At 67.6% G+C, this 12,692-nt stretch carries 11 protein-coding genes and 2 pseudogenes; 6 read left to right on the forward strand and 7 right to left on the reverse strand.

The annotated features are described in order from the left end of the window. Nucleotides 1-118: 118 nt before the first annotated feature. Nucleotides 119-1,021: a LysR family transcriptional regulator gene (locus KUTG_RS48700; RefSeq protein WP_043726773.1), complete on the reverse strand. Its 903-nt coding sequence runs from the start codon at nucleotides 1,019-1,021 to the stop codon at nucleotides 119-121. Nucleotides 1,022-1,041: 20 nt separating this feature from the next. On the opposite strand from KUTG_RS48700, the gene KUTG_RS48705 reads away from it, so the two are divergent. Next, nucleotides 1,042-1,995, forward strand: a complete 954-nt coding sequence (locus KUTG_RS48705) for an alpha/beta hydrolase (protein ID WP_232241356.1) — start codon at nucleotides 1,042-1,044, stop codon at nucleotides 1,993-1,995. Between the two features lie 566 nt (nucleotides 1,996-2,561). Here KUTG_RS48705 and KUTG_RS62675 read toward each other — a convergent pair. After that, nucleotides 2,562-2,810 carry an MFS transporter gene (locus KUTG_RS62675; protein ID WP_198047626.1) on the reverse strand — a complete coding sequence of 83 codons (249 nt, stop codon included), beginning with the start codon at nucleotides 2,808-2,810 and terminating at the stop codon, nucleotides 2,562-2,564. 346 nt (nucleotides 2,811-3,156) lie between these two features. Between KUTG_RS62675 and KUTG_RS48715 the strand changes: the two genes are divergently transcribed. Together KUTG_RS48715 and KUTG_RS48720 are read left to right on the forward strand one after the other, a co-directional pair. Further along, nucleotides 3,157-4,209 carry a sensor histidine kinase gene (locus tag KUTG_RS48715; protein ID WP_052396340.1) on the forward strand — a complete coding sequence of 351 codons (1,053 nt, stop codon included), beginning with the start codon at nucleotides 3,157-3,159 and terminating at the stop codon, nucleotides 4,207-4,209. Then, nucleotides 4,206-4,874 carry a response regulator gene (locus KUTG_RS48720; RefSeq protein WP_052396341.1) on the forward strand — a complete coding sequence of 223 codons (669 nt, stop codon included), beginning with the start codon at nucleotides 4,206-4,208 and terminating at the stop codon, nucleotides 4,872-4,874. The genes KUTG_RS48715 and KUTG_RS48720 overlap by 4 nt, the downstream gene beginning before the upstream one ends. On the opposite strand, the gene KUTG_RS48725 is transcribed toward KUTG_RS48720, so the two are convergent. Next, a complete protein-coding gene (locus KUTG_RS48725; RefSeq protein ID WP_043726777.1) occupies nucleotides 4,865-5,650 on the reverse strand; it encodes a CPBP family intramembrane glutamic endopeptidase in 786 nt (261 codons plus the stop codon). The genes KUTG_RS48720 and KUTG_RS48725 overlap by 10 nt on opposite strands. 326 nt (nucleotides 5,651-5,976) lie before the next feature. Then, nucleotides 5,977-7,269, reverse strand: a pseudogene (locus KUTG_RS48730) (IS256 family transposase). A gap of 634 nt (nucleotides 7,270-7,903) precedes the next feature. Between KUTG_RS48730 and ltrA the strand changes: the two are divergent. Continuing rightward, nucleotides 7,904-8,863, forward strand: a pseudogene (gene ltrA / locus KUTG_RS57585) (group II intron reverse transcriptase/maturase); the annotation flags it as partial. 125 nt (nucleotides 8,864-8,988) lie between these two features. Here the strand turns inward: ltrA and KUTG_RS48735 are convergent. The 3 genes from KUTG_RS48735 to KUTG_RS48745 form a co-directional block, all read right to left on the reverse strand. Further along, entirely contained in the window at nucleotides 8,989-9,387 is a 399-nt protein-coding gene (locus KUTG_RS48735) for a CBS domain-containing protein (RefSeq protein WP_043726779.1), read from the reverse strand. Between the two features lie 181 nt (nucleotides 9,388-9,568). After that, the gene (locus KUTG_RS48740) at nucleotides 9,569-9,991 is read right to left on the reverse strand and encodes an archease (protein ID WP_043726781.1); all 423 of its coding nucleotides are present in this window, start codon (nucleotides 9,989-9,991) and stop codon (nucleotides 9,569-9,571) included. After that, nucleotides 9,988-11,406 (reverse strand): RtcB family protein, encoded by a 1,419-nt coding sequence (locus tag KUTG_RS48745; protein WP_043726782.1) that lies wholly within the window; start codon nucleotides 11,404-11,406, stop codon nucleotides 9,988-9,990. The genes KUTG_RS48740 and KUTG_RS48745 overlap by 4 nt, the downstream gene beginning before the upstream one ends. A gap of 386 nt (nucleotides 11,407-11,792) precedes the next feature. Here KUTG_RS48745 and KUTG_RS48750 point away from each other — a divergent pair, with 386 nt between their 5' ends. Both KUTG_RS48750 and KUTG_RS66860 read left to right on the forward strand, forming a co-directional pair. Continuing rightward, nucleotides 11,793-12,539 (forward strand): sigma-70 family RNA polymerase sigma factor, encoded by a 747-nt coding sequence (locus KUTG_RS48750; RefSeq protein WP_198047627.1) that lies wholly within the window; start codon nucleotides 11,793-11,795, stop codon nucleotides 12,537-12,539. After that, a complete protein-coding gene (locus tag KUTG_RS66860; protein WP_369794684.1) occupies nucleotides 12,529-12,597 on the forward strand; it encodes a hypothetical protein in 69 nt (22 codons plus the stop codon). The genes KUTG_RS48750 and KUTG_RS66860 overlap by 11 nt, the downstream gene beginning before the upstream one ends. Nucleotides 12,598-12,692 lie beyond the last annotated feature (95 nt).

The raw sequence follows: 12,692 nt of genomic DNA on the forward strand, positions 1-12,692 counted from the left end.
CGACGACCGGCTGCTTGCAGCTCAGCCCGTGGCCTGACGTCCAACGAGCCGACTCCTTCAAACTCGGGGCACATCACTGCCTCATGATCTCGGAATGTGGTACCAGGATCAGGTCGGGTCAGCCGGCATTCAGCGTCGTGGTGATCGTGGAGCGGAGCCAGCGCTGTGCGGCGTCATCGTCGAGGCGGGGATGCCAGGACATGGCGTAGCTCATCGGGCCGATCTCGTCCGGCGCCGCGATCACTGCGGTGAGTCCTGGTGTCGCGTGCTGGACCGCAAAGCTGTGGGGCAGGGTCGCCACCAGTGCGGATCCGGCCACCGCGGCGGCGGCCGCCGCATGGTAGGGCACGGTTACGCTCGCTCGTCTTGGCCTGCCGAGGGCTTCGAGCCTTCGATCGACGTGCCCCTGGCGCCCGTCGGCGACATCGACGACGATGTGGGCGCATTCGAGGTAGTCCGCCAGCGACACGGCAGAACTCTGTGCCAGCGGGTGCTTGCTGGCGACCAGGCAGGCGTACTCCTGTGAGAACAGTGCCTGTGAACGCAGCGGCGGCGGTGCCACACCGCCGTGGATCAGCAGGTCCACCATGCCGTGTTCGGCATCGCTGAACACCGTGTGGTGCCAGCGGGAGAAGAACACGGTCGATCCCGGCGACTGTGCGAACACCCGCGCGAGCAGCGCGCCGCTGAGCACGGTGACCGTGTAGTCGGTGCCCGCCAGCCGGAACGAGCGTGCCGCTGTGGCCGGGTCGAACTCCTCGTCGGAGAAGACGTGCTCCAGGCGCGGCAGCGCGTGCTGCAACTCGGCCTTGATCCGCTCGGCCCGCGGGGTGAGTTGGTAGCCGCTCGGCCCGCGCACCAGCAATTCGTCGCCGAGGGTGGCGCGCAGCCGTTGCAGCGCCCGGCTCATCGACGGCTGGCTCATGTGCAGTCGGTCGGCCGCGCGCGAGACGTGCCGCTCGTCGAGCAGCGCCTGCAGTGGCGCCAGCAGGTTCAGATCCACCGACTCTATACGCGGCACGCATACAGCGTATGAGACTTATGGCATTGCCGCATAGTCTGGCGCTGGGCACGCTGGTGTTTGTGAGTAGAGAACAGCGCGAAGCGCTCGACACCCTGTTCCGCAACGGCCCGCTGCAGATCGGCGGCGACCACGTGCAGCAGCGCGCGGTCTTCGCCGGCATGCTCACCTCCCGGCCGCTACCCGACGACGTCATCCTCACCCCCGGCGCGCTCGGCGGCGTGCCAGTGCTGCAGGTCGGCATCGACGGCGTCGAACCGGAAGGCACCCTGCTGTGGTTCCACGGTGGCTTCTACGTCCTCGGCTCGGCGCGCACCTCGGCTGCTCTGGCGTCGAACCTCGCCCGCCGCACCCGGATGAACGTCGTCTCCGTGGACTACCGACTGGCGCCCGAGCACCCGTACCCGGCCGCGTTGGATGACGCGCTGGGCTCCTACCGTGGCCTGATCGAGGAGATCTCGGAGGCCGGTGCGAAGCCGATCGCGGTGGTCGGCGAGTCCGCCGGCGCGGGTCTGGCCGTGGCCCTGCTGGTGCGTGCGCGCGAGCACAACCTCCCGATGCCGTGCGCCGCCGTCCTGTTCTCGCCGTATGCGGATCTGACGCTGAGCGGGGCGAGCATGAGGACCAAGGCCGCAGCCGACCCGTCGTTCACTGCGGAGGCGATCGCGGTCCGGGCCAAGGACTACGTTGGTTCCGCGGATCCTGCGGACCCGCTGATCAGTCTGGTGTTTGCGACCTTGCACGGCCTGCCGCCGTTGTTGATCCAAGCCGGCTCGAACGAACTGCTGCTCGACGACGCGCTGCGGCTCGCGGCACGCGCGGCCGCCGACGACGTCCCGGTCACGATCGAGGTCACCCCGAGTGTCCCTCATCTGTTCCAGGCATTCGCCGCGGTGCTTGAGGAAGGCGAGGCCGCTCTCGCGCGGGCGACGCATTTCCTGCGCACGACGCTTGGCGTCGGAGCCGCGCGATGACGGGCGCCACGATGCGTGCGGTGCTGCGCTTCGATCGCTACGGCGGCCGGGACGTGCTCTCTTTCGCTTGGCTGGCGGGCAAACCCTGGCTGACAAGGTACTCGCGGGGGCCGACCGCCGGAGTGCCGTCGGTCAGCCCTGGAACGAAGGGCTTGACGACTCTGTCACCGGAAGAGCCGAACCTGACGCGGTTGGCCGCAGGACGGTCAACCGCTGAGCGGCCTCCACGACGAACGCTCGTCGTTTCGCCTGCTCGTCTGGGTTGTCGGCCTAGCACCATCGCGGCCAGCCCGATCGGCACGTTGACCAGGAACACCCATCGCCGCGCTGACCAGGATCCCACCCAGGATCGGGCCGGCCGCGGCCGCCAGTCCGACGATGCCGCCCCACACGCCCACCGCGCGGGCCCGCCGGTCCGGATCGTCGTAGGCTGCCCCGCAGCAAGGCCAGTGACGCCGGCACCGCCAGAGCCGCCCCATTCCCTGCACCACCCGCGCGGCCACCAGCACCCCGACCCCGGGCGCCAGCCCGCAGGCCACCGACGACAGCACGAACACGCCCAGCCCCTATTGGAACACCCGCCGCGGACCCAACGGATCGGCCAGCGCGCCCCAGGACAGCAATCCGGCGGCCAGGACCAGCAGGTAACTGTCGACCACCCACTGCAGACCACTCACGTCCGCCCGCCGGTCCTGCCGCAACGCCGGCAACGCCACGTTGATGATCGTGCTGTCGAGAATGACCATGAAGTAGCCGAGGCACACCGCCACCAACGCCGGCGACAGCACCCTCACCTGACCGAATCGGACAGTCATGCCGACCGGCTACCCGGCCGCTCCCGCCGCAACGCCCTCAGTCGGCCAGCCGGTGTGGACGATAGTGGTGTAGCCGTTCAGTATCGCGCCGACGAACCCGGCGCAATGGTCGGCGTCGGGGGCGATGGCCGCGCCGCCAACTCGTCATTCGCCCGTGCCGCCCGGTCGTCGCGTCGGGGTCGGATTCGCCCTGCACCCAGGTCGAATCCGCCCGGAAGTCGTATCGCTGGTGTGGTAGAGATCGCTTGACGTGGCAAAATCCAGCAGAACCGCCAGGCTAGACTGCCTCCATGTGAATCCACCACAGTTCGACGGGAACGCCACTGCTTTCTAACCCGTTCCGGCCGTGCTCGGGGCGAGTTTCGGGGATCTGCCGAAACGGCCGCCCGACGTGTTCGCCGTCCTGCTCACGCTGGGGATGACGGTGCCGCTCGCGGGCCGCCAGCGGTGGCCCGCCGCGTCGTTCGCGGTGATTGCGACATGTTTTGCGGTGCACGAGGTGGTTGCATACCCCGCCACGGCGGGCACATTGGGGCTGCTGGCCGCGCTGTATTCGGTCGGCGCGCTGCAGGAGAGGCACCGCTGGGCCGTCGCGATCGTGAGCACCGCCGGGTATCTCGGATTCTGCCTAGCCTTGGTCCTGCGGCGTTCGCCGGAGGGGATCGCGGACTTTGTCGTGTTCTACGCGGCGTTGGTGGTGTGCGTGGGGATCGGCGCATTGGTGCGGGCGCGGCGCGCAGAAGAGGTGGCGCGGCGGCGGTTGGAGGCCGAGGGTGCGAAGGCGGCGGAGCGGGCACACATCGCGCGTGAGTTGCACGATGTGGTGACCCACCACGTGACCTCGATCGTCGTGCAGGCCGGTGCGACGAAGTACCTGCCGGGCCTGCCGGAGCGCGTGACGGAGTCGCTGGACACGATCGGTATGACGGGGCGGCGGGCCCTGAAGGAGTTACGGTCGTTGCTGAGCGTGCTGGAGGCCACGGGTGAGCGGGCCGTGGCGAGTGACGTGCCCGGGTTGGATGACGTCGTGGAGTTGGTGGCTCTGACGAAGAGCGGGGGGCAGCCGGTGCAGTTGGTGGTGGAGGGGGCCCCGATGGCACTGCCGGAGAATATGGAGCTGGCGGGATATCGGGTGGTGCAGGAAGCACTCACCAATGCGGTGAAGTACGCCGCGGGGTGTCCGACGGGCGTGCGGATCGGTTACTCGGTGACGGCCGTGGAGATCGAGGTGGCTAACGCCGGGGGGACAATGATGCCGGAACGGGAGCTTTCGGGTGGGCGGGGGTTGAGCGGGTTGCGGGAGCGAGTGGAGGGCGTAGGGGGCGAGTTGGTAACGGGGCCCGACGCTGATGGGGGGTTCCGGGTATGGGCGAGGATTCCGATGAAGAGCGGGGCATGATCAGGGTGCTGATCTGCGAGGACCAAGCGCTGATCCGTGCCGGTTACGCGATGATCTTCAACTCGCAGCCCGACCTGGATGTTGTCGGTGAAGCGGCGGACGGGCCGGCCGGGCTTGAGGCGGCGCTGCGGCTCGAGCCGGACGTAATCGTGATGGACATCCAGATGCCGCTGATGGACGGGATCGAGGTGACGACGCGGCTGGCGGGCGCGGGGGTCGCGAACCCGGCGAAGATTCTTGTCGTCACGAATTTCAACGTCGACGAGTACGTCTACGCGGCGCTCAAGGCCGGCGCCAGCGGATTCCTCCTGAAGGATTCACCGCCGGAGGAACTGATCAACGGCGTTCGCACGATCGCCAGGGGCGAGTCGCTGCTGGCGCCGGTTGTCACGCGCACGCTGATCGGCCGGTTCGCCGAACGCATCCGCCCCGCCGAAGAGGCCCCACGTCGACAGGCGCTGGAGGCCCTGGCGCCCCGCGAGCGGGAGGTGTTGGGGCTGGTCGCGCAGGGCCTGTCGAACGCGGAGATCGCGGCGGAGCTGGTGATCGGCTCGGAGACTGTGAAGACGTATATGTCGCGGATCCTGACGAAGCTCAACCTGCGTGACCGGGTTCAGGCTGTGGTGCTGGCGTACCAGTCGGGGCTGGTCGCAGTTCAGGACTGAGCTGCGGATCGCCGGACGATCAGGTTGTCGCGCTTGATCTTGCGGAGGAAGTACGCGATAGGCGCCAAGCAGGCGAGCACCGCGATGAGGCTCGCTTCGGGTCCGAAGGAGCCCCCAGTGAGAAGCGCGGGGCCCGACAGTGTGGTGGTGAGCAGGCCGTGCGCGGTGCCCGTAGCGCCGGAGACGGTGGTGCCGAAAACTCCGGATTCGACAAGGTTCCAGGCGAAGTGGAAGCCGATCGGCAGCCACAGTGAGCGGGTGGCGGCATAGCAGATGGCGAGCGTGACGCCGGCTTCGATGGCGATCGCGAATGCGCCCCACAGCGTCGCTCCGGTGTTGAGCAGGTGCGAGCCGCCGAACAGGACCGCTGACAGCGTCACTGCGATCCACGTGCCGAACCGGTTCTGGGTGATTCGGAAGATCACGCCGCGGAAGAGCAGCTCTTCGTTGACCGCGGCGCTGGCCATCACGCCCACGCTGGTCAGAAACCCCCAGAACGAGCCACTGGCGAAGTGGTCCCAGCCGCCGAACAACCCGATGAACAGCATGGTCGTGACGAAGGCGCCGGCGCCGATCGCGGCTCCGCGGAGGAGCCCTGGCAGTGCCTCGGTTCGGGCCAGCTCGGGGACGCTGCGGCGGCGTTCGAGCCGCCGCGACAGGCGGGTGTACACGAAGAGTCCGGCTGCCGCGGTGGCGATACCGCCGACGACCGAGAGGGGACCGAGGCCGGACAGGCCCGCGTTGATGAGACTCGCGATCGCCACCACGGCGAGCATCGCGATAACCAGGATCGGGAAACGGAACTTGCTGGGTGTGTCCGTCTTCGTTGTCATGCCGGGAAAGCTAGCCTTCCTCGGGCATCCAGGAATCCCCGTGGTGAGAACATTCGGTTGTAGCTCTCACGGGGGACAAGGCATCAGGCGGTAAGCTCGGCAGCTCGATCTGCCGCGCCGAGCCGTTCGAGTCCGCCATCGAAGTCCGGTTCATCGCTTTCGATCTACCTGTACGACTCTGTTGCCTAATTTTCGGTCGTGCCGCTATGCGGCCAGAGCGAGAGGATGTCCCGTCCGCTGTTGAACTTGGGTGACGGTCGTTGGTCATGTTAGGCGGTCGCAGCGAGGGTGTCAGGCTTGACGGGATGGGCGTGTCGGGCGAGGGCGGCCACGAGGAGCGGCATGCCCTTGTGGCCCTTGACACGACGGAACTTGCTCTCGGCGACGAGCATGCCGGCGGCGGACCATCGCCGCGTCCTTCCAGTTCTTGACGTTGCGCTGGGTGGTGCGGGTAATGGAGATCATGGACTCGATGGGGTTGGTCGTGCTCAGCGTGCGCTCCAGCGCCTCGCAGACGCCCAGCCCGCGGACGGTGAACATCTCCTCCAGGCCCTCGCGGATGCTGGCCGCGGCGGACGGGTGAGTGCGCTGCAGGCCACTGGCCAGCTCGCGGGCGGCGCGCAGGCCGAGCTCGGGGTCGGGGTGGGTGAACGCGCGAACCAGCTTGCGGTCAATGAGTTCCCGTTCCCGCTCCGGCAGGTGGTCAGCGACGTTCCGTCGCTTGTGGACAGTGCAACGCTGAACCAATGCCTTGGCACCGAACACCTTGCGCACTGCCTTGGACAGCGCCTTGGACCCGTCCAGCACGAACAGCAGCCCGTCGGAGGCATCCAGGCCGCGGTCGACCAGTTCGGCCAGCAGCGCGGTGACCACGGTGGTGTTCTCCGTGTCGCCTTCATACAGCCCGACCGGCACCTTGGTCCCGTCGGTGGTGATGGCCAGCGCGACGACCATCAGGTGCTCGGCGATGTGCAGCCCGTCGATCATCATCGCGGCGACCTTGAGCGTCGACAGGTCGCGGGCCAGCAGCTCGGCCAGTGCGGTCTCGGTGGCCTTGACGAACCGGCGGGACTATTTTCCGCTGAGCGCGACGTCGACCGTGCCTGGGCGGCCACCCGCTCACCGACCGGCTCGTCCCCGGCGGTGAAGCGACGGCAGGCCAGCCCGGCCAGCATCCGGCTCATCACCGCCTCGCCCAGCGGGTCGTCGGCGGCGAACGCGGCGAACGTGGACAACTGCACTTCCTGGCCGTCGACGGTGCGGGCCCGCGGCCGCCGCACCGGCACCCGCCGGGCGCCCAGCGTCACCGACGTCGGCGCCCAGCCGTGCCGCGCGGCCTCGCGGTCGGCGTCATGCCTGCCCTTCGGGCCTGCCAACCCGGTGATTTCCGCGTCCATCATCGCGGCCATCACCGTCAGGCCGGTGGCCACGCTCATCGCCAGCAGTCCCTCCCGGGCTGAGATGGCGGCCTCGGACAACGCCAGGCGCACCTGTTCGGGCAGGTCGGGCAGCTCGGGCATGGCGTGTTTCTCGGCCACGCGCAGGGTCGGTACCGTGGTCATGGCGGTCCCCTTTCCATGGGTCGACTTGGCGGTCGCCCAACACCTACCCCACGGCAGGCGTCAGGCGGGGGACCGCCACCTCGTGTGTCCTGATAGGAGAGTGATGGTGATGGAGTAGGTCGCCAGCACGAACCGTGCTGTGCCAGTGATGGAGGTCGGCCCTCCGGGTTCGCCGTGCAGGCGGAGAACCCAAACCACCGCAGTGTCATGCCGGTCAAGAGCCGGGGTGGGAAGCGACTGCGGACAAGGCCCGCAACCAGCGGGTCAGGTGTGCGACGAGAAGACGAACGTGTGTGAACCACTGCTGACGCATCGAAATGTCCCAAAGAAGGCGTCGAAACCGGGGGCGGAGGTGGTCCCCGGGACAAAGGCACGCCCCGTAAAGGCGTGCCCTCAGCCAGGAAGTGGCCTGCGTGCTGGCCTGGTGGTGCCCGGTGTATAGGTGGCGTGAGCTCGTCGCAGGCGCTGGCATGGAACAGGAGAACCTGTCGTCTCGATACCGTCCCGGCCGTGCATGTGGGTTTGTGCCCGGCCGGCGAGAGGGAGAACCCCAAGCGGTCAGAACCACGAGGGGCAGAGTACCGATGCGGGACACAGGGGCGGACCGGCTCGTAGTAGCGAGGAAGGTCCTGTAATGGGGCTGGAGCCAAGGGGCCGGGCAGACCAGGGTCATCTGGAGGTCAACCCTGCGGGGGAGGAGCCGACCGGGCGACCCAAGCCGGAGGGCAAGTCGTTTGAGATCCCCAAGCGTCTCGTCTACGAGGCGTGGGAGAAGGTCCGGGCCAACAACGGAGCACCGGGCGTGGACGCCGTCAGCATCACCGAGTTCGGCAACGAGGAGAAGAACAACCTCTACAAGTTGTGGAACCGGATGTCCTCGGGGAGTTACATGCCGGGGCCGGTGCGGGCGGTGGAGATACCGAAGGATCATGGGGCGGGGGTGAGGATTCTCGGGGTGCCGAACACGGCCGATCGGGTGGCCCAGACCGCAGCGGCGATGCTGCTGGAACAGAAGCTGGAGCCGATCTTCCATCCCGACAGCTACGGCTATCGTCCTGGGCGCTCTGCCCATGACGCCCTGGCTGTGACTCGAAAGCGCTGCTGGAAACAGGACTGGATCTTGGACCTTGACGTCAGGGCCTTCTTCGACAGCGTTCCCCATGATCTGTTGCTCAAAGCGGTGGCTCACCACACCGATGAGCGGTGGGTCCTGCTCTACATCGAGCGGTGGCTCAAAGCCCCCATGCAGATGCCGGACGGGACCCTTCTCGCACGAGAAAAGGGGACCCCGCAAGGGTCTCCGATCTCGCCGTTGCTCGCCAACCTGTTCATGCACTACGCGTTCGACCGGTGGATGGACCGGGAGTACCCGGGCTGCCCGTTCGAGCGCTATGCAGATGACATCGTCGCCCACTGCGACACCGAGGAACAGGCCCGAACGCTGTGGGCCACCATCGCCGAGCGGCTCGGACTCTTGGGTCTGGAGCTGCACCCCGAGAAGACGAAAGTCGTGTACTGCAAAGACACGCACCGCCGAGGAGACTCCGAGCACACCAGCTTCGACTTCCTTGGCTATACCAGCGCCACCACCAAAGGTCGTATCAAGATCACCAGACTCACCTGCCTTCACTTGGGTCGGATGTCGTCACAGTGCGACCACAACATTGCCGACGCAAGGGGCCACCTGCGGTGGCAGGTCCGGCCACACCCGAGTGATGGTCAGTTTTGCGCGCAGACAGCTGCGACGAAGCGCCCGACAGCGTCCGCGGGAAGGTGCCGGGCCAGGTCGGCCTCGCTGATCATGCCGACGAGTCGGTGGTTCTCGATGACCAGAAGCCGACGGACCCGGTGTTCCTCCATGAGCGCCAACACATCGTCGACGTCGGCGTCGGCGTTGACGGTGCAGGGCTTGCGTTGTGCCAGCTCACCGGCGGCCATGGTGTTCGGGTCGCGGCCCTCGGCGACACACTTGATCACGATGTCCCTGTCGGTGACGATCCCGTGCAGCCGGTCGTCATCACCGCAGATCGGCAGCGCGCCGACACCGAGTTCACCCATGCGCCGCGCAGCAGTGTCCAGCGTCTCGTGTTCGCCGATGCACTCGGCACCTGTGTGCATGATGTCTTTCGCGATGGGTCATCAGGCCCTCCTCTGTCTTGCTGGAAAAGACATCTGCACCGTCCTGCGGCACCATGCGGCTGGAAAGGGTCGAAAGTCCTCACTTTCCGACCGGACCGAGTATTTCTCAGAAACCATCCCGGGGGCAGCCGCCGCTCGTTCAGCGCAGCACGATCGGGCGTCAGACATCGATCGTCACGGCGCACCGCCACGCTCCGGTCTCGTGGGAGAAACGTAGACCGTGCAGGGCCACCGCCTTGGGCGCCGCACCAACTATGTCCACGTCCTGCACACGTGCCACCGGCATCCGGACCCGTAGCCTGGCCGCACCGCGCTCGACATCTGCACCCAGCGGGACGACGTCCTGGGTATCGAGCAAGTAGATGACCTCGTCGAGCGTCCCGAGCAACGCCTCCTCTTCGGTGTCCGCACCGAGATCGAACTCGACGCATCGTTGCTCTCGCGCACCGGAGACGTCGGCGAAGGTGGCGACGAGTGCGGCAACGGCTTCGGACAGACACGACTCCTGGGTCGGTCCCCATGCCTGGATGCGGATGTCGGCTGTGTGCGGCAGCTCGCGATGCCCGCGTTCGGGTCGAGTCATCCCTTGACCACTCCCACCGGCCGCAGCCGTGCGACGGTGCGACCCAGGCCCGCTGCCTCGGCCACCGCCACTACCTCGGCGACGTCCTTGTAGGCCGAAGGAGCCTCTTCGGCCAGGCCGCGTGAGGACGCTCCGCGGACGGCGACTCCCTGGCGTTCCAGGCAATTCCGCAAGTCGTTGGCGTTCACGGAGCGTGCGGCGTGGTGTCGGCTGTGTACCCGGTCTGCTCCGTGGCAGGTGGAGTAGAAGGCGCTGCCGCCGGGGATGCCGGCCATGACATAGGACGCGGTGCCCATCGAGCCTGGGATCAGGACCGGCTGACCGACCCCGAGAAGGTCCGATGGCAGGTCGGGGTGGCCAGGTGGCAGGGCGCGAGTGGCTCCCTTGCGATGAACGCAGAGCTGGCGCCGCTCGCCGTCGATCACGTGCGACTCGAGTGTGGCCAGGTTGTGCGACACGTCGTAGACGAGATCCAGGGCGCGTCCGGTCACCGAGCGGAACACGGTCGCGGCTGCCTCGCCCAGCATGTGCCGGTTGGCGCGGGCGTAGTTCGCCGCGGCGGCCATCGCCCCGAGGTAGGCACGTGCCTCCGGGGAGGTCACCGGGGCACAGGCCAACTGCCGATCCGGCACCTGAATCCCGTACCGCGGCATGGCCTTGTCCATCACCCGGACGTGATCCGAGCAGATCTGGTGTCCCAGCCCCCGAGAACCGCAGTGGATCATGACGCAGACCTGGTCGAGCCGCAGGCCGAACACCGCGGCAGCCGGCTCGTCGTAGACCGCGTCGACGACTTGGACCTCCAGGAAGTGGTTGCCGGAACCCAGACTGCCGAGTTGGCCGAGCCCGCGTTCCATCGCGCGGGAGCTCACCGGAGCGAGATCAGCACCGTCGACGGTGCCGCCGTCTTCACAGCGGCCGAGGTCGCGCTGGTCGCCGTAGCCCTGTTCGACGGCGTAGCGCGCACCGCCGAGCAGTGCCTGCTCGAGTTCCCGCCGCCCCGACAGTCGCCATACCGCGCCCCGGCCCACGCCACGCGGAACAGCACGGGCGAGCGCGTCCATGATCACCTCGCTGACATGGTCGAACTCCACGCTGTCCAGATCGGCCGTGAGTAGCCGGACGCCGCACGAGATGTCGAAGCCCACGCCGCCTGGCGATACCACGCCGCCCTCACGCACATCCGTCGCCGCGACGCCACCGATCGGGAAGCCGTACCCCCGGTGCACGTCCGGCATCGCGTAGGAGGCGATGACGATGCCGCGCAGAGCGGCGACGTTGGCCACCTGTTCCAGCGCGTGATCCCGGTCGGCATCGGGCAACAGCCGCCTCGACGCGAAGACCACGCCCGGCACGCGCATCGATCCGTATCGCTCGATGCGGAAGCGGTACGGCGTCTCCTCAACCAGTTCCATCGCACGCCTCCGCTGACGCCCCGCACCCAGCGTCAACCCTGGCACCATATGCGAGGAACGCTCAGAGGCCAAGGTCCTTCACGGGCAAGGCCAAACGATGGCGGAACCCATCGCACCTGACGAACGACAGCGGTGGGTAGGAACCATTCGATTCGGGCTGGATCCGCAGGCTCGATGCAACGGAGCTGGAACACCCCTGTACCCGACTTCGTTGACAATAGTGGAAACGAGTGGCGCCTGGCGCGTGAGAGGAGGAAGGGAAGGGGGACGACCATGGTGAAGAATCCCAAGCCCATGGCACGCCGTGTCGAGCGGGTCGGCGAGCCCGACGCGCTGCGCTACTACCTCAACTAGATCGCTGCCACACCGCTGCCGAAGAGGTGCAGTTGGCCGAGCGGATCGAGGCCGGCGTCTACGCCGCGGAGCTGCTGCGCCGCGCCGACGCGAGTGAGGACGAGCTGCCTACGACGCGACGTGAACTCGAGGCAGTCGCCCGCGTCGGTGAGCGCGCGAAGGAACACATGATTTGCGCGGATCTGCGGCTGGTCGTGAAGGCCGCGAAGCAGCGCGCCCGCGTGGGCATGCCGCTGCTGGACGTGATCCAGGAGGGCAACCTCGGCTTGATCCGGGCAGTCGAGAAGTTCGACTACACCAAAGGGTGCAAGTTCTCCACCTACGCCATGTGGTGGATCCGACAGGCGATCCAGCGCGGCACGGCAATGCAGGCGCGCACGATCCGCTTGCCGGTGCACGTCCTCGACGACGTGGCCAAACTCCGTCGACTCGACGGCATGCTGGAGGTTCGTCTCGGCCGGGCGCCCACGGTTGAGGAGTTGGCGGCTGTGTCGGGGATGCCTGTCGACAAGGTGGTCGAGCTGCGGCGCGAGGCTGTCAGTCTGGACACCCCCGTCGGCGAAGATTCCGACCTGCGGCTGGTGGACCTGATCGAGGACGCCGAGGCGGCACGGGCACCGGAGGGGGCCGAGCGTCACGCACTGGCCGAGGAGTTGGATGCGGTGCTGGCGATGCTGCCGCAACGCCAAGCCGAGATCGTCTCACTACGGTTCGGTCTGCATGGGGCCTGGGCCCCGGACCCTACAGGAAATCGGCGACCAGCTGGCGCTGACGCATGAACGTGTGCGCCAACTGGAAGCGGAGGCATGGGGACGGCTTCGAACGCAGGGACGGTGACGGCGCCTGCAAGCATGGGCCGCCTGAGGCCATAGTGAGCACACCTCAGCAAGGCGGGACTTTGGACACTAGCGGCGCCGCTCGGTGTCCAGTCA

It is taken from the genome of Kutzneria sp. 744, assembly GCF_000568255.1.
In the GTDB taxonomy this organism is placed as follows: Bacteria; Actinomycetota; Actinomycetes; order Mycobacteriales; family Pseudonocardiaceae; genus Kutzneria.